This window comes from Anaerobacillus sp. ABR4_321 (genome assembly GCF_056158505.1).
The window spans coordinates 3442362-3458716 of sequence record NZ_JBSWTK010000001.1; the positions used below are offsets into that span (position 1 = coordinate 3442362).

At 42.5% G+C, this 16355-nt stretch carries 22 protein-coding genes; 2 read left to right on the forward strand and 20 right to left on the reverse strand.

Annotated elements, in window-relative coordinates:
- Positions 1-34 precede the first annotated feature (34 nt).
- From ACXADT_RS18045 to ACXADT_RS18080, 8 genes are all read right to left on the reverse strand, one after another.
- Positions 35-508, reverse strand: coding sequence for a DUF4489 domain-containing protein (locus ACXADT_RS18045; RefSeq protein ID WP_474832216.1), 474 nt, complete (start codon positions 506-508; stop codon positions 35-37).
- Entirely contained in the window at positions 505-1038 is a 534-nt protein-coding gene (locus ACXADT_RS18050) for a DUF4489 domain-containing protein (protein ID WP_474832217.1), read from the reverse strand. Before ACXADT_RS18050 ends, ACXADT_RS18045 begins: the two co-directional genes overlap by 4 nt.
- Positions 1035-1523: a hypothetical protein gene (locus ACXADT_RS18055; RefSeq protein ID WP_474832219.1), complete on the reverse strand. Its 489-nt coding sequence runs from the start codon at positions 1521-1523 to the stop codon at positions 1035-1037. Before ACXADT_RS18055 ends, ACXADT_RS18050 begins: the two co-directional genes overlap by 4 nt.
- 96 nt (positions 1524-1619) lie before the next feature.
- Positions 1620-1826 (reverse strand): hypothetical protein, encoded by a 207-nt coding sequence (locus tag ACXADT_RS18060; protein ID WP_474832221.1) that lies wholly within the window; start codon positions 1824-1826, stop codon positions 1620-1622.
- 97 nt (positions 1827-1923) lie between these two features.
- Positions 1924-2391 (reverse strand): GNAT family N-acetyltransferase, encoded by a 468-nt coding sequence (locus ACXADT_RS18065; protein WP_474832222.1) that lies wholly within the window; start codon positions 2389-2391, stop codon positions 1924-1926.
- A gap of 26 nt (positions 2392-2417) precedes the next feature.
- Positions 2418-2624 (reverse strand): hypothetical protein, encoded by a 207-nt coding sequence (locus ACXADT_RS18070; RefSeq protein WP_474832224.1) that lies wholly within the window; start codon positions 2622-2624, stop codon positions 2418-2420.
- A gap of 360 nt (positions 2625-2984) precedes the next feature.
- Complete coding sequence (locus tag ACXADT_RS18075) at positions 2985-4538, reverse strand: flotillin family protein (RefSeq protein ID WP_474812852.1); 1554 nt, start codon at positions 4536-4538, stop codon at positions 2985-2987.
- 128 nt (positions 4539-4666) lie between these two features.
- Complete coding sequence (locus ACXADT_RS18080; protein WP_474832225.1) at positions 4667-5248, reverse strand: YdeI/OmpD-associated family protein; 582 nt, start codon at positions 5246-5248, stop codon at positions 4667-4669.
- A gap of 187 nt (positions 5249-5435) precedes the next feature.
- Between ACXADT_RS18080 and ACXADT_RS18085 the strand changes: the two genes are divergently transcribed.
- A complete protein-coding gene (locus ACXADT_RS18085) occupies positions 5436-7244 on the forward strand; it encodes an LTA synthase family protein (RefSeq protein WP_474832227.1) in 1809 nt (602 codons plus the stop codon).
- A gap of 113 nt (positions 7245-7357) precedes the next feature.
- On the opposite strand, the gene ACXADT_RS18090 is transcribed toward ACXADT_RS18085, so the two are convergent.
- The 12 genes from ACXADT_RS18090 to ACXADT_RS18145 form a co-directional block, all read right to left on the reverse strand.
- Positions 7358-7714: a hypothetical protein gene (locus ACXADT_RS18090; RefSeq protein ID WP_474832228.1), complete on the reverse strand. Its 357-nt coding sequence runs from the start codon at positions 7712-7714 to the stop codon at positions 7358-7360.
- Positions 7715-7734: 20 nt separating this feature from the next.
- A complete protein-coding gene (gene fosM, locus ACXADT_RS18095) occupies positions 7735-8157 on the reverse strand; it encodes a FosM family fosfomycin resistance protein (RefSeq protein ID WP_474832229.1) in 423 nt (140 codons plus the stop codon).
- 33 nt (positions 8158-8190) lie between these two features.
- Positions 8191-8379 carry a hypothetical protein gene (locus ACXADT_RS18100; protein ID WP_474832230.1) on the reverse strand — a complete coding sequence of 63 codons (189 nt, stop codon included), beginning with the start codon at positions 8377-8379 and terminating at the stop codon, positions 8191-8193.
- Entirely contained in the window at positions 8376-8879 is a 504-nt protein-coding gene (locus tag ACXADT_RS18105; RefSeq protein WP_474834583.1) for a GNAT family N-acetyltransferase, read from the reverse strand. Before ACXADT_RS18105 ends, ACXADT_RS18100 begins: the two co-directional genes overlap by 4 nt.
- Before the next feature lie 33 nt (positions 8880-8912).
- Positions 8913-9437 carry a histidine phosphatase family protein gene (locus tag ACXADT_RS18110; protein ID WP_474832231.1) on the reverse strand — a complete coding sequence of 175 codons (525 nt, stop codon included), beginning with the start codon at positions 9435-9437 and terminating at the stop codon, positions 8913-8915.
- Positions 9437-9619, reverse strand: a complete 183-nt coding sequence (locus ACXADT_RS18115; RefSeq protein WP_270181288.1) for a hypothetical protein — start codon at positions 9617-9619, stop codon at positions 9437-9439. Before ACXADT_RS18115 ends, ACXADT_RS18110 begins: the two co-directional genes overlap by 1 nt.
- A 4-nt stretch (positions 9620-9623) precedes the next feature.
- Positions 9624-10193 (reverse strand): 2'-5' RNA ligase family protein, encoded by a 570-nt coding sequence (locus tag ACXADT_RS18120; RefSeq protein WP_474832232.1) that lies wholly within the window; start codon positions 10191-10193, stop codon positions 9624-9626.
- Positions 10194-10202: 9 nt separating this feature from the next.
- Positions 10203-10682, reverse strand: coding sequence for a GNAT family N-acetyltransferase (locus ACXADT_RS18125; RefSeq protein WP_270181286.1), 480 nt, complete (start codon positions 10680-10682; stop codon positions 10203-10205).
- 61 nt (positions 10683-10743) lie between these two features.
- Positions 10744-11289, reverse strand: coding sequence for a GNAT family N-acetyltransferase (locus ACXADT_RS18130; protein ID WP_474832233.1), 546 nt, complete (start codon positions 11287-11289; stop codon positions 10744-10746).
- A 128-nt stretch (positions 11290-11417) separates the two neighbouring features.
- Positions 11418-12167: a phosphotransferase enzyme family protein gene (locus ACXADT_RS18135; RefSeq protein WP_474832234.1), complete on the reverse strand. Its 750-nt coding sequence runs from the start codon at positions 12165-12167 to the stop codon at positions 11418-11420.
- A gap of 17 nt (positions 12168-12184) precedes the next feature.
- The gene (locus ACXADT_RS18140; protein WP_474832235.1) at positions 12185-12967 is read right to left on the reverse strand and encodes a class I SAM-dependent methyltransferase; all 783 of its coding nucleotides are present in this window, start codon (positions 12965-12967) and stop codon (positions 12185-12187) included.
- Positions 12964-14007: a beta-carotene 15,15'-monooxygenase gene (locus ACXADT_RS18145; RefSeq protein WP_474832236.1), complete on the reverse strand. Its 1044-nt coding sequence runs from the start codon at positions 14005-14007 to the stop codon at positions 12964-12966. The genes ACXADT_RS18140 and ACXADT_RS18145 overlap by 4 nt, the downstream gene beginning before the upstream one ends.
- 194 nt (positions 14008-14201) lie before the next feature.
- On the opposite strand from ACXADT_RS18145, the gene ACXADT_RS18150 reads away from it, so the two are divergent.
- On the forward strand, positions 14202-16277 hold the full coding sequence (locus ACXADT_RS18150; RefSeq protein WP_474832237.1) for a helix-turn-helix domain-containing protein: 2076 nt from the start codon (positions 14202-14204) through the stop codon (positions 16275-16277).
- Positions 16278-16355 lie beyond the last annotated feature (78 nt).

Genomic DNA, 16355 nt, shown 5'->3' on the forward strand with positions numbered 1-16355 from the left:
AATGAATTTTTCGCGGATATCGTTATCCTTTACGCTAGCGTTGATCCATTCCACTCATCACAATGGCTGAAAATTCCTCATCATCGATCACAAAACGCACGTTATTCGTCACGATTTCAACGAGCTGCATGCGATACATAACTGGACTAGAAAAATGATTGCAATCGCAGTTGTTAAAGACAATCGGTTCGATCGTCTTCGTACTCGGAACATCAGTCGGAATAATTTCAGCACCCTCGAACTGCCATTCTTCGAGTACGGTCGTCTTCTTTGTGGCTTTCGGTGTTCTTACCAACTGGAAACGGAGGCTAATAATAGGCTCAACACCCTCAGTAACGAACCTTATATTCAACGAATAATTCAACAGCACGCAAGGAGACGAAACGGTGCGAGGATTCACCACAACTTTTGCGAGCGTGATAGGTGGATTTTTTCTCGAGAGCTCAGAAGGAATCTTTTTCTTAAGAATCTCACCGCACGCTAATGTTGGAATGCCAAATTCCTTCATATCCTTTCATCCTCCCTTTTAATCGGGGCAGGAAAAACGAGTCCCGTCATGCTCTTGTTCGTAATATCGTAAAAGGATGATTTCGATACATTTGCTTTTACAAGAAAAAGTGTATACGTACACGTCCTCATCGGCGGATTCTCATCACAAAAATTGTAGACGAGCGGCTCCTTTATATCAGTAGGAGATGGCAGCTGCCTTTGAAACGAATACTCTCTTAACGGTACTTTCATTGAGGAACATTCACGGACCAGACGAAACACAAGGTTGTTGAATGCCCCCGCTTCTCTTAGAGCTGATGTGATAAAACAAGAAAAATTAATAAGAACATTTGTAGGTAGCGAACTCTTCACCGTGATCGATACACGCGTTAATGGTACAGGTCGATCATCTTGAGAAAGTTCAAAAGGTAACACTGGATTAAATACTTTCCCGCACGCAATAAAAGGGTTTACGTACCGTTGCTCTTCGGACTTCACGCTTGGGACAGGCTTATACGACTTAACAACTGAAGGACGCTTTTTTCTCATCGAGCTCCCTTCCTTTCATGCTGAGACTCACCTGTGATGGCAGTCGCAGTAAAGCTTTGATTTTGAAGACGATAGCTCCGAACGCCATTCGTCTCAATCTCAATGATTTGAATGTGATACGCGAGCTTCCTTCTCCCCTTCTTCAAGCAATCACAGTTATTGAGAACCGTCGGTTGTATCGCATTTATATCTCCAAATCCCACTCGATCGGTAGCATCGTATAGAAACTCCCATTCTTGTAAAATCTGTGCGTCTCTAACCCCTTTTCTAATCAGTCGGTAACAAATACGCAGCTTCGGATTCAATCCAAATAGCGTAAACTGGATAAACTCTGAATACTTTGTTAGCACACAAGGGGTTTGTATCGATTTCAAATCGACGAAAACCTCGGCAATGGTAATCGGAGGCTCACTTCGATCAAGCTGTTCTGGCAATTCTGGAGCAAACGTTTTTCCGCAAGTTAATAAAGGTAGTCCACTTTTCAATAAAATTCCCACCCTTCATCGATACGCTATTACTATCAGCCTATGCAAAAGGTTAAGGGCTTTACGACTATATTGATGCAAATAAAAAGAACTTCCCTAACGAGGCAAGTTCTGATTTGTACGATGGATTCGATTACGTCTAACTGCGAAGACGATCGCAGTGATCTGACTCGCGAGTGCCATTAGCCAACCGATCACGATTGAAAAAGGAACAATGTCACTTAATGCCATACCACCTGCGATGAAGGCAGGTGCCAGCATGAGGAAGAAAATTGTATAGTTACGGTTCTTACTTATCGTCATACAAAAACAGTCTCCTTTCAATCTTGAGTTCCAAAACCGTTGTCGTACACTGAACTATCCGCTGTGGCTGCTCTAATAATGTCCAGTGTTTCCACCGTTAGCCCCAGCACTCATAACGCATCTTCAGAAAATCATATGTACTCCCATTCGTATCCTGCATATACGTTTCTACATCTTGAAAGCCTAGCTTTCGATACAACGAAATCGCTCGCTGATTAAAGGTGGCTACAGCAAGCGTGATGGTTTTTGGTTCATATGTAGATTTTACGTAAGAAATGCCAGCCTCCAAAAACGCTTTTCCATGTCCTCTTCCAGTAAGATCAGGTCTCATCCCTAATCCGATGTCGATGATGTCAGCAACCTGGTTCGCACTAAAGAACCCGATCAGCTCATCGTTATTCGTCACAGCGTACATCGATTCTCCCCGCGCATTTGGATCAAGGAATTCAGCAAGATCCTCTTCATCTGCTTCCATATCATAAAAGGCGTACTGCCCATCATAATGCCAGTTGCGCGCGATTTCCTCAGCTTGATTTTGTGTCATCACGTTAAATTCGTAATTCATTTATGAATTTCCCCTTTTAAAAAACGTTACATGATCCAACTTGCGATGATTTGAACCATTCCAAATCCTACAGCAATCACTCCACCAATCAATAGACCGGTTAACAGCGACTTTATCATACTAAAAACAAGGTTTGATGGTTGCTCTTCATTTGCCTCTTCTATCTTCCCTAATCGATGGTTTATTTCTTTCAATTCTTCTAGAATCTTTTCGTCTGTGTTCATTCCGTTCACCGTTCCTCCTAAGGCGTAAAACATGCTCCACTCTTAATTATTCCAAACTATTCCATATGCCGCAATACTGTTATCGAAAGACGATCAACTTACATAGCATTAGCGATGACATTTACTTTTTCATGGAGATAACTTCTCTTCACTTTGATAGATCACATACAGTAATACACAACAAAGCAACATGTTGTATAAAGGCGTTAAAGATTCTAAGGTCGTCACCACAATAAAAGTGATAATGAATAATCCGCTACTTAAGAGACTCTTGATAGATACACACTCTCCTTATCGATCGTAACGATTATCTTAATGTTGGTCGCATGTATAAAGAAAAGGCGCCGAACGAATTCGACGCGCTTACCGTTACTCTTTTTGTTCTTTCTCTAATTCTTCTTCATACGCAGAAGCGACTTCACTTTCATACTGCTTTTGCTCACGCTCGTGCGCTTCAGCATCTTCAGCTTCTTCCGTTTCTTCTGCTTCAGACTTCTTCTCCTCTGAAGCGAAACTATTATAGTTTCCTCTCGATACGAAGCTTTCAAGCATGGCTTTTAAGTCCATACCTGTCGACTCTTTAAGACTCGCTTGAAGTCCCGTCATCGTTTTCGTTACGTTATCGGTGATCTTCGCAGAGCCATTGCTGCTTCCTCCGCCCATATCGATCACTTTCATGTCTGAGATTTGAGAAAGCGGCTGAGAAATTTCATGCGCATATTTCGGCAGCATCTCTACGACCATTTCTATGATCGCTGCTTCTCCGTATTTCTCCATCGCCTGAGCCATCAGTTCTTTTGCTTCCGCTTCGGCTTTACCACGTTCGCGAATAACCTCAGCTTCTGCAAGCCCTTTTTGCTTCTCGATTTCTGCTTTTGTCTCACCATCGATCCGATCTTTCTCAGCTTCCGCCTCTGCTCTCGCACGGATATCGTATGCGTCCGCATCAGCTTGTGCTCGTCTACGCTTCTGTTCCTCAAGCTCTAGTTCAACCTGACGCTTACGTTCGATGTATTGAACCTGCATCTCTTCTTCTTTTACCTTCTGGTTAAGCGTAGCTTGCTCGAGGTTGTAAGACTGCTCAGAACGCGCACGTCCACGTTCAACCTCTGCTTTATATTCCGCTTCTTTCACATCTTTATCTTTTTGAGATTGCGCGATGTCGATCTGACGTCTGATCTCATCTTCTTCTGCTTCTTGGTCTGTTTTTGCTTTATGCATACGCGTTTCACGTCTCGCGTTCGCTTCAGCAATGTCCGCATCTTTACGTGCTTCTGCGATTCTTGGACGTCCTAGCGCTTCAAGATAGCCGTTCTCTTCGTCATCATCTTTTAACTCTTTAAGCGCGAACGATGTGATCTCAAAACCTAGGTTCTTCAAATCTTCTTCTGCGATATTTTTAACCTTTTTGTTTACTGAATTAAAATCTTTGTAGATTTCATCGACGGTAAGGGAAGAAATGATCGCACGAAGGTGACCTTCTAGAACTTCCTTCAGCTCACGTTCTTTTTCCTTCTGTTCCTTACCGAGAAATTTCTCTGCATAGTTCGCAACGATCTCGAGCTTGCTTCCGATACTGATCTCCGCAACACTCGTCGCTTTAATCGGTACCCCTTCAGACGTGTATGCTTTTGGTGAAGCGATCTCGAGCTGGAACGACGTAAGGTCGATCGGCGTACTCGTTTGGAACATCTTGAGGCGAATACCGCCACCTCGCACGATCTTCATGCTTCTGCCGTTGTCATCGACGAAAATGCGATTGTCTTTTTCTGCATCTCCAAGTTTTGGCCCCGTGATAATCAGCGCTTGATTGGAGCTTGCCGTCTTATACCGCTTTTTGAAAATAAAAAAGCCGATTCCGGCTGCGATCAATAAGAAAAACAAAATGACCGCTGAAATAATCAGTCCGATAAATTCCATCATATCCCGTTCATCATCCTCTCTTGGTTTGCAATCTATGTAATTGCCTTACCTTTTCTACGGACTAGAACAAGAAAAGTTTCAGATTTTACCGAATTACCCAGAAAAAAGGAAATGAATGAATGAATGAATCAATCATTCAATCCTTTTCCTTCAAGAATATGTGGCACATATTTCTCAATGCGAGAAACCCTTGTCTTCGATTGTTTCGCTTTTGAAAAGTAAAAGCCATACGCGCGCTGACGTCCTGGCGTCAGTTCTTCGAACGCTTTTTTCAATTGTGGACTCTCATTAAATTTTTGCTGAAGCTCTTCAGGAATTTGAATATCTTTGTTCATTTCAACCTTCAGTCCTGCTTTCTCCACCTCGATCGCTTCCTTAATATAGTCTTTCAGTATCGGCGCTAATTCTACAATTTCGTTCACGTTCGTAAACCGAACCTGACGTGCAGCCTGCACATTTTCCGTCTGCTGGATGAGGATGCCTTGAGGATCCTTAAGTAACGCACCTTTGTGAAAAAGGATCGCGCAGTACTCATTGAATCCGTGGATCAGCACAATGTTCTTATCATCATACATGTAGCAAGGGTGCATCCATTTCATGTCTTCTGTTAAGCCGCAGTCTAAAATGATCTCTCGCAACGTCTCAAATTCTTCTTTCCACTGCTTCGCTTTCTTAAGAAAACCATCTACTTTTCGACTTCTACCATTCATTTGAACACACTCCTTTTTAGATCGTGCACCTCTTCACGTCTCACTACTACTATTTCTCATCTTCACCCATACTCCTTCTTCAATCTCGTATGATTTTCTGTAAGCACATCCGAATGTTTCCTAGTTAACTAAAAAAGGAAATTTAGGAGATAACTTAGTACAAGGACTAATCATAGGAGGTGTTGAAATGGAAACGCTCGATTATTGGATTTATCTCATACTATCACTTTTAAAATTGTTTCTATTTAGTTTGTATACGAACACAGCGTTTCAGTTTGATTTCCTCCTTGTGAATGTAGCAGGCATGGTGATGATCTCGTTCTGGACCCTTTTCTTAAAACCGAAAAAAAGACGATGGATTCTTTTCATCCTTCTCTTTTTACATAGTACGCTCATTCTCTCTGACCTCTGGTACTACCGCTACTTCGACGATCTGTTGTCGGTCGCGTTGATCTCACAGATGCTTCAGATGAGTGACGTTGGTGGTGCATTTATGGAGCTCATCATGGTGAAGGATTTTCTCATCTTCACTGATCTCGTCATCTTTGGAGTCGTAATTTTTCTATTACGTCATAAAGATAATCCACTACCAAAAAAGAAAAAGCGCTTGATCGCTGGCCTTTCGTTATCCGCGGCAATCGTTATTTTTGCGACACCGCTCGTTATGAGTTTCGTTAATAAAGAAAAATGGCTGATGGATGAATCGATTTCGAACATGCGCGAGTATTACCAGCTTGGGTTCTGGGGCTATCATGGACTGGATGTTGTCACTGAACTAAAGCGGCAAATCGACGACGAACCGAACGTTTCGAGCGAAGTGAAATCAGATATTAAAAAGTCTCTCAACAAAGAGACAGACCCTAAGAAGGTAACTGATAAGCCAAACATCATCCTTGTGCAGCTCGAATCGTTTCAGGATTCTGTCATCGACCAATTCGTGAACGACCAGGTGTTAACACCGAATCTAAACGAGTTGAAAAAAGAATCACTTTACTTTCCATCTTTCTATCACCAAACCCATGAAGGGCGAACATCGGATTCTGAGTTCACGACAATAACATCACTTTACCCGCTGAAATCAGGGTCCGTTTACACGCGCTTTCCAACGAACGAATACAAAGCGCTCCCTGACCTTCTTAAGAACTACGGCTATGAAACGGCAGCGATGCATGCCTTTAAGGAAGGGTTTTGGAACCGGGATGATGTGTATGAGAACGTCGGATTTGATCACTTTTACAGTGAAAAAGATTATCCAGACGGAGATAAAGTGGGGATGGCGTTGAACGACCAAACCTTCTTCACCTCCTCGATCGAAAAGATGGAAAAGTTGAAAAAGCCTTTTTTCGCCTTCATGGTCGCTCTTTCGAGTCATACGCCTTACGATATTCCAAAAGAGAAGCGAGAACTTAACCTTGAAGGCTATGAAGATGAGCAGCTGAAGAAGTATTATCAGACGGTTCATTTTGTTGATAAAGCAGTTGGGGTGATGATCGAGGAGCTGAAGCAGAAGAATATGTGGAACGATGCACTCGTCATCTTTTATGGAGACCACGACAGCGGCCTTACGATGCCAGACGATGAAATGGCAGAAGAAGCAAACGTTGAGAACGATATCGATGCGTTCGAACTCGACCGTCAAGTGCCGTTATTCATCAAGCTGCCGAATGAAGACGGAGGAAAAGTGATGGAAGGAAACGGAGGACAGATCGATATTGCACCTACGATTCTGGATGTATTAGACATCGAACCAACATTCATGCTTGGAAACTCATTACTCGATGACAAAGAAAACATGACCGTTTTCAGAGATGGCTCGTTCCGTTATCAAGACCTTTATTACAAAGCCAATTTAACGGAAGCGTCTGGAGAAGGAACATGTTACTCTGTTTCCGCTGAAAAAGAAGTTTCCCATAGTAAGTGTGAGGAACAAATTGAGAAGTCCGCGGAGCAACTGCGCTTATCAGATGCTATCATCGAGAATAATGCGCTTGAGTAAATGAAACATATACCGTAAAATCGCAAAAATAACGGTCAGCGGGCCAAATGCCTCTGATCGTTATTTTTTTTATAGGTTTTTAGCTCTTTTTTCTAAAACGGTTAAGGGACGGTTTAGTTTAGACGTTGCTCCAATGATTCGATTGCTAGTTTAAGCGCAGTTAAACGGCGCTCATTTATTGTTTTTTGCGCACTACCTTTTTTTGCTCGTTCAATCTGTTTTTCAATAGATGGAATAATGCCTTCTAGAACTTCTTTAGAATTCCTTATTGGTTCTTCGTCATAAAAGAACCCCTCACTGTTCCAATTGTCTTTTAAACTTTTTATTCCGATCTCTACGGCGTTAAGTCTCTTTAAGACGAGCGTCGTATTTGAACCTTTTTCGCTTATGCTTTTATAAGCATTTGAAAGTTTATTGTAAGTGGACTCCAGCGATTTAATGGACATCTCTTTGGCTTCTGGGCTAGTCATTAAATACAAGTCACCTTTCTTTAATCATAGAATTCCATATGTGTTTTTTCTTTTCTGTAATAATCTAATCTGTCCTTCATCATTCCTGAATGAAATTCAAATTTATGGCCATCTGGATCAGTGAAATAAATCGATTTCTTATCTTCTTCCGCTCTTGGACGGCCTGACAAAATGTTGACTTCAAGACTTATTAATTTATTGACCATCTCTTCGAAGTCGTCTTCTTCTACCGAAAATGCAATATGCGTATAAGATTGCTTTATTTCATTTCGAGGTATGTCCTTTTCTTCATTAAGAGCAAGCCATATTCCATTTAAATCAAAATATGCTGTTGTTTTACCTTTCACTAACAATTTAGCGTTAAATACGTTCTTGTAAAACGTAATAGAATGTTCCAAGTTAGAAACCGAAAATAAAAGATGATTTATACCCGTTATAGACATCCTACCACCCTAACCTTAATAACGATATCAGCTTCATTTTACTACGCTTTTTTTAATCTGTAATGAAACAAACCGATAAACAAAATACGAAACACCGCTTAATCCTAAGATACCAGTAATCGTTAAGAGCGGCATCTCATTTAAGAAAGACATGCTCACGACAAACAGTAAAAAGAAAAAGACGACCCCTATCCCATTCAATACGTTCTCTTTGTTTTTCATCGTTCGATCTCTTTTCGAATGGATTCCGATAAACGTTTGCTCAGAATTTCACCTGGTAATCCGTCTATTTCACCAACTTTTTCTGATACGAACTGCTGATTGACCAAAATTTTTCTAGAAGCTATATTATTTGGATCAATCGTCGCCATGAGCTTTTTCACATCTGTTTGTTCAGCAAGCTCGATCAGCATTCTTGCCACTTCAGTTCCATATCCTCTCCCCCAAAATGGCGGCAGCAGCATATAACCGATTTCAGCTTCGTAAGCTTCTTTCAACGTGACGTGACCAAGACCTAGGAATTGGTCCTCACTCATGATCTTATAAGAGCCTAGTAAATCACTACCCTTGTTACTCAATAATACCTTCTCATAATTCGACCGCGCTTCTTCTAACGGAATGGCACGCTCGGTGATTTGAGCCATCACGCTTTCATTGGAAACAAGGCGATAATAGTCTTCAAAATCATCCTTTTGGAACTTCACTAAATTCAATTTAAATATGATCTTTCACCTCTCATTGGTCAGAATCGTTTCTTAAATCTTAAATTCATAAACCCTATAATCTCCATTATCAGAAGAGTATTGTAAGATGTTTTCATCTTCAGGAATCCCTCTAAAATAAGCACCGATTCCTCCCGTGGTACATCGGTGGCCCGCAATAAGAATTTGCTTATCGGTAAAGTTCGTCTCGAGCTCGCTCATAAAATGAAACACCCGTTTCATAAATAGCCGGGGGTCTTCTACTCCATTGTAGATAGAGGGGTCAGGAATTCCATTCACTCTTTTCACTTCGCTAACCACTAAGGAATCAGCTGCCCCAAGGTCGAACACATTCAATCGATCATCGAGCGTGGCTTTTTTCCCTGCCACTATTTCTGCAGTTTGAACAGCACGTTCCTGCGGTGAGGAGTACACGAGATCAAACTCAACATCCTGAAGTTTCTCCTTCACGCGTTCTGCTTGATGAACACCAACCTCATTCAGTGGCAAACCACGTCTTCCTTGCAGTCTTCTCTCCTTGTTCAGGTCAGTTTGACCATGGCGAACGACGTAAATCATCAGGATAACTTCTCTGGAGAAGATGCATAAAGCTCAATATAGCCACACTTTGGACATGCATAAGCCTCCACACTGCTCATCGTCTCTTTATTCGGCTTCACTGAAGCTTTATAAACGCGAATAGGCGAGCTATCTAATTTTGCTTCCACCATCTTCGAATCACACCTTAAACAATTCTTCATTCTTTTATCCTCCACTCTCCATCATCTCACCCAAAGGCACATCCAATAACGGCTCATACTTACGCTCATCGGCATTTAGCTCATAAATCCGAATGAACGTCACGTCAAACGTTGGATAAGACGTCAGTTCTTCCTTTGCTTTTTTCTCCATTTCCTTAAGATCAGATCTTGAGACACCTTTAGAAATACCGCCACTATACGTCTCTTTTGCTAGCGTTAAGTGAGGGACAAAATCCTCACCTTCAAAATACTGCTTGATCATCTCGTTTGATGGTGAAACCGCCCTCACAAGCTGATGGTGCAGTTCGATCAATTCATGTGAACGAACTTGTAAGTATAAAACGATATCTCCAAAATACGCAGGACCCTCGAGCGTTAGTTGAAACGGCGTACTTTTCGAACACACTTCCTTCACTTTTTCGACCCACTCTCGATCAGCAGTTAAGCCCCCTTGCGCTTTTAACGTAATGTGAGGCTCAACTCCTGTATGTTCATTCCACTTATTCTGGAAGTGCTGTATTCTTTTTAAATAACCTTCCGGCGGTACGATGCCGATAAAGTAAGCTCTATCCATGCTACCCCTCTATTCATCACGTAGTTTCTTTACGAATAACACTCGATCTTTTCCTTCTCCATCATAGTTTGAATGAACCGGTACCCGATCGACCAATCGATCCCCTTTAACGATCTCGAAACCCATCTTCGTATGATAAGCGATGGAAGCTTTGTTTACCGGGGACGTCACCGCTCTTACAGTATCTCGATTTTCGAATGTTACTGCTTTAAAAAATCGCTCGTAAAGCGAACTACCCACGTTATGTTGCCTAAATTCCGGATGGACGCCAACAAAGTGTATGTATGCTTCCTTTAAGTTCGATTGAGAAAGAAATCCGATGAGGAAGCCGATGATATTATTCTCTTTTTCTATTACAAAACTAGTAGGTTGAAAATGATCAAAAAACAGTTTTGGTAAAAGGTCTGACATCTGTCTGCCACCCCACCACTCGTTGATCAAAGGTGCAAGCTGGTCATAATCTGAACTTCTCACGTTCCGCACGTGCAACGTGATCTCCCCCTTTCAAAACTCGAGCGCAAAATCGCAGTTGTTTTTTTATAATGATAGATTAGCAATTCCGCGACCTATCAAACTCACTTCTCAACATCCCATACACTTCAGCATCTTCATAGGTTCCTAACACGATTCGATCCTCTCTCAGGACGCCTTCTCGTACCATCCCAGCATGCTGGAGCACCTTGATCGATCCTTTGTTTCGAGTGACCGCTGTTGCCCACACCTTGTTTAGTTCAAGGTCAGTAAATCCAAATGTGATCATTCGTTTGACGGCTTCTGTCGCAAAACCCTCTCCCCAGTATGACCTTCCGATCCAATACCCGAGCTCACCTCGATTGTTTTTCTTGTCAACACGTATACAGATCGTCCCAATCAGTTCATCGTGATCCTTAGAGTACATAACGAGCGGGTACTCTGTGCCGCTTCCAATCAATTCCGGCTGAATCTTGATCCACTCCTCCGCATGCTCCAAGCGATACGGATAAGGTAAGCCAATGATGTTCGCCACATCTTTATGGTTGGCTAACTGCTGGATGCGAGGTGCATCTTCCATTTCAAATGGTCTTAATGTGATTCGATCTGAATCTAGTGGCTGCATCACGGTCCCCCCTTTCGCTAACATAAAAAAATCCCGCCCCTCGCTTTGGGACGAGATTATCTGTGAAGCTGCACGCCATCATTTTTTAAAAATTCTAACACGATTAGAAATACTTGTAAACGAAGCGGTTACTTCCACGCATGACCATGTTTTTTAATAAACGCGATCTCTTCCTTGTAATGCGTGACATGCCCCTCCTCGATCATTTTTTGAAACGCCTTGTCACCTTCTGACGCTTTTCTCGTAATGGTCTGACAGAGACCTTCTAATCGATCCACCACAACCTCTACCCAATCGTCTTCAAACGTTTCGCCATACGCTTCGAAGAACATGGAGACCCGCCTCTTGATCTCAGAACCTTCCTTAACCATGAACCTGCTCAAAGGTACGCACGTGTAAAGGGTATAAGCGATATCCCAGATTCTTGGACCTGGTGCCGCCATATCGAAATCGATGATTCCAACTGGTTCTTTATCGTGAAAAATAATGTTATAGATGGCAAAATCATTGTGACAGATCACTTCATGATGTGGAGGTGTATGCTCTAACGGTGGCCAGTCGGGATCGTAGGCGTAGTCACTCACAGCATCATGATACGTGCGAAGCATCCGCGCGATCTCGACAAGTGAATCGTCTGAAAGCATGTATTCTTTTAGAGGGTAGTTTCCCGCCTCTCCCTTAATAAAAGTCAGCACTTCTCTCCCTTGCTCATCGATACATAGGAACCTCGGTGAATGAAGATATCCCTTACGTTCGAGGTGATCGAGCAGCGCATGAATTCTGTAGCTGCCTTCCTTCAATTCTCGTCTCACCGTTTGACCTGATCGATAGACGTTCGACACGTTTCCACCTTCTAAAACTTCTTCTTGGTCTCGCATAAGCTCTCTCCTTTCTACTACTGCGAAACAAACAATCCAGTAGATTTCGTAATCGGTATCGCACCGCCATTCGCTTCCTTTACTTCCTGTAAATACTGTAGAAAACCTGCCACTTCTTCCTCACCAAATCGGTGTACATTCGTTGAGTGTAAATAGTCGATGATGGCGTGCTCATCGGTGATGCTGAGGTCACCTGGAAAATCGATGAGATCGACATTATCAAATAAACTTCTCAATTGATCCGCTCCATTTTCTAATCCAAACTCCTTTGCGTGTACGGTGGCGGATGGATAATCCAGTTGAGGAGAGAACCCTTTTAAAAGGTCTCCAAATCCCCTCATGTGCTCTTCTCCAATTGTAGAAGAAAAAAACGTACCACCATCCTTCAACACTCTCCGCACTTCAAATAACGCTTTGTTACGATCAGGAACGTGGTAAAGCATATGATTCGCAATAACGACATCAAAAAGGTTCTCTTCATAAGGAATGTTTTCAATTTTCATTTGCTCCACAGAAATGTTTGCCAACCAGCTCACGTTCGTTTTTGCTGCCTCCACCATACCTCTTGAAAAGTCAGACAGTGTGATGCTCCATCGCTCTGATACCCGCTCGCGATTTTTCACCCAGAATGTTGCATCTCCACATCCGATTTCTAGAATGCGCAATCTTTCATCAGGAAGGTTGTATCGGTCGAAGAGCCATCGATGCCAATCTTCTTTGTTTGTGCTGAATCGCTCGTGAATACTGATGCGTGTACGTAAGTTCGTCGATTTCTTATACTGCTCCTCTATGTTGTTCACGCCTGTCCCTCCAAATGATTAACTAATCTACTCAGAAACTCGTGATGCTCATCGATACGTAACGCAACTCTCGTATAAGACTTTTGGATCCCGAAGAGGTGCGTGGCCTTACAAGGATTCTTTAGTTCTAAAATTAGTTCTGGCTTTACTTCTTCAAAATCTTTTGCGATGAATGCGATGGTTGTCTTCTTGTCGATCGCGCTATCTAAAGAAGCACGATCAACCGTAATTGACTCAATTTCATCCAAAGAAACGATCATTCGTTTCGTTAAACCAAGAGATAAGTAAAGTCTTTCACCTTCTAATCTTGCTGGGTTTAAGCGAATCGCCTGGATTTCTCCAACGAGGAAGGCGATGGAATACACATTTAAGATGAGTAACACGAGAGAAATGCTCGCTGACTGCTCATGTAACCAATAGTGAAGTCCGATCGTTTCGATCGCGATCGCGTGGATAGTCATGATGTGAATCATGATAAGACTTGATTTTTTATGTAACGTAAAGTTCGTTTCATCCGCACTCTTTTTCCATGAGAAAAACGCATAATAGAACATGAGGATTTCTGAGACGAGGATTCGGATAACGGAATGATCACGAACGTTTTGTTCCATAGCAACTGGAAAAGAAAATAAAAAGGTTTCTTTACTTTGTTTCACTCCTCTAACAATAGAAGGAACATAGCGGATCAGCGCGATAAGCAACCCGATTTCAAGCGCGAAAACAAGGACTCCTAACGCCATATCGATTTGAGACATGTTAAAAACTGAAGAAAGGTATTCTACTGGAATAACCCACCTGACGAGAAGGAGTCCACCTGCCATCGTGAGGAGCAGCCGCTTCACAGAAAACATTCCTATTATTGCTAGTATGAAAATAGGCGCGACGATGGCTAGATCAACGATTGAAGCCATCACGAGCAGCTGGGCCTCTCGAGGAACGGGCAGCGAGACTGGTAACCTGTAGACAAGGAAATTTGCTGCGAGTACAAAAACGAGAAGCATCGATAATACGTAATGTTTTGTATCAAAACGCAATGCCACCATGACTCCACCTCATTTTTCCATATTTAGCTATCTACTCTATGTTATTCTCCTCGATGTCCGACAATCCTCTAGCCTTTCTCTATCTAAATTCCTCTTTTCCTTCTATAGAAAGTTGTCTTCCTGTTAAGTTTCGAGATAATTCGACATGATAAGATAGAGATAAAAACTTGTAACGGAGGAATCGTAGAAGAATGGTCTATCCTTTACTCGCCGACTCAATTATCCAATATGCGAAAGCAATTGCATTACCAATATCCGAAATCACTATTTTTTACAAACAAACGAACGTGTTCACGAAACAATTCGACACACATGGCGGTGCGACTACCAAGATAGAGAATGGCCGCTATACGATCGTGATCAAAGCAGAACAAGAATCCTCAGACCTCACCGAATTCGTCAAAAAGCAAAGTCAGCTCATGTCCACGACCGTAGGAGTTGAACAAAAAGGCAAGGATCTCCTCCTAAATCTTTCAAGAACGCTCGCGCTCTATCAACGGCTCGATGAAATCCTGAGAAGAATCATGGACATGGCGATGGAAGTTCTTCCACTATCCGATTCATGCAGTCTATACATATATGATGCCAAGGAAGATACCCTGATTCCACGGGTGACGCGCGGTTTTAAATGGAAGCATCTGCAGCATATCCGTTTTAAGCCGGGCGAATCGTTAACAGGGTTCACGTTTCAATCGAAGCGCCCGCAGATCTTCCATCACACTGATGAGGTGTACCAAGGGATGGAGTCGATGTCGAAGGAAAACTGGAAGCACTTCGAGGAGTCGACGCCGATCGAAGGCGGCGAACGAATGAAAGCACAAAGCGCGATGTGTTGTCCTCTTATGATTCAAAACGACTGTATCGGTGTCGTGAGCATCAATTCGTTCCGCCAGACAGGGCATTTCACAGATGAAGACCTCGATCTCCTAAAAGCGATTTGTAACCAGGCAGCGTTCGCTGTTCATCGAGGGTACCTCTTCACTGAACTAGAAAACCAAGCGGATAAATTGATGAAGCTGAATCATGACATCCAGCTAAAAAACCAGACGCTCGAACAGACGCAGCACAATCATAATGAATTGATGAAGATCGCGATCGACCAGCAGGGAATGGATCCGATCATCGCTTTTCTCAGCGAGCGGTTAAACGCCTCGGTATTTATGTACGATGAGTTCAGACAGCTCGTGTCATCGTATGAAAAAGACGGTGTTCCGTTCGAAGCTGCGATCCCACCATTTCTAGATACATTAACGCCTGACTTGTTGAAGCCGGTTCAGCTAGATACCTACGATGTTGTTGTCATTCCGATTATCACAAGAAGGGAACCTAGAGGCTTCCTCGCAATCTCAAACAAGGAGCTTCCTCTCGACCATCTTGAAAAGATGCTTATCGAAGAAGCGCAGAACATCATTTCAATCGAGCTTTTAAAACAAGAAGCAGTTTACGAAACGAAACAGCGAATTCAGGGAGAGTTTCTAGAGGATATTCAAGGAAAAGTGGACATCAGTGTATTGATCGATCAAGCAAAACTTCTTGGTTTAAGTGATCGAGAAAACTACCTGTTCTTCGGACTTCATATCGATCAACAGCAAAGCGAATGGAGCGTCAAAGAAACGAAGAGTCTTCACCACATCGTTGAGAAGTTTATCGCACACTACTACAACAGCAACATCATCTTCAAACGAAACAACGGCCTCCGAGGCATCATCGGATTTCCACCTGATACAACTGAAGAGTCTGTACGAAGTCAGATGGATACGTTCATCGATCAGCTAGACCTGTATATCCGTAGACATTTCGAGAAAAGAACGTTTTCCTATGCGTTAGGAAGATTAACCTCCCTAGAAGAAATCAGGACGTCCTATAAAGATGTGTGGTACTGCATCGAGATTTTTAACCGGCATAAACGCCCCAATCAGCGGATGACGTATCGAGAAGTCGGCGTTGCGAAGATGATGATGAACAGTTCGGAAGAAGAGCTCTACCAATTTGTCATCGATCAAGTGAAGCCGTTGATGGATTACACAAAACAGAATAAGCGCGAGCTACTCGATACACTCGAACATTACTTATTCAATCATCAGCATTTAAAAGAAGTTGCGGATGCGTTACACCTTCATAGCAATACGCTCAACTATCGACTAAGACGAATCAGCGATATTCTATCCGTCGATATCCGAGATGCCGAGGTCATCTTCCACCTCCGTATGGCGTGGAACATTATGAATTTATTAGGAACAAAAGAAGAGTGGCTCTTCCGTTCTTAACACCTATTTGTTTAAAATTCAGTAAAATTATTATTTTTTTGTTAAAACACACAATAAAAAGAAAGCGCATGTCCGATA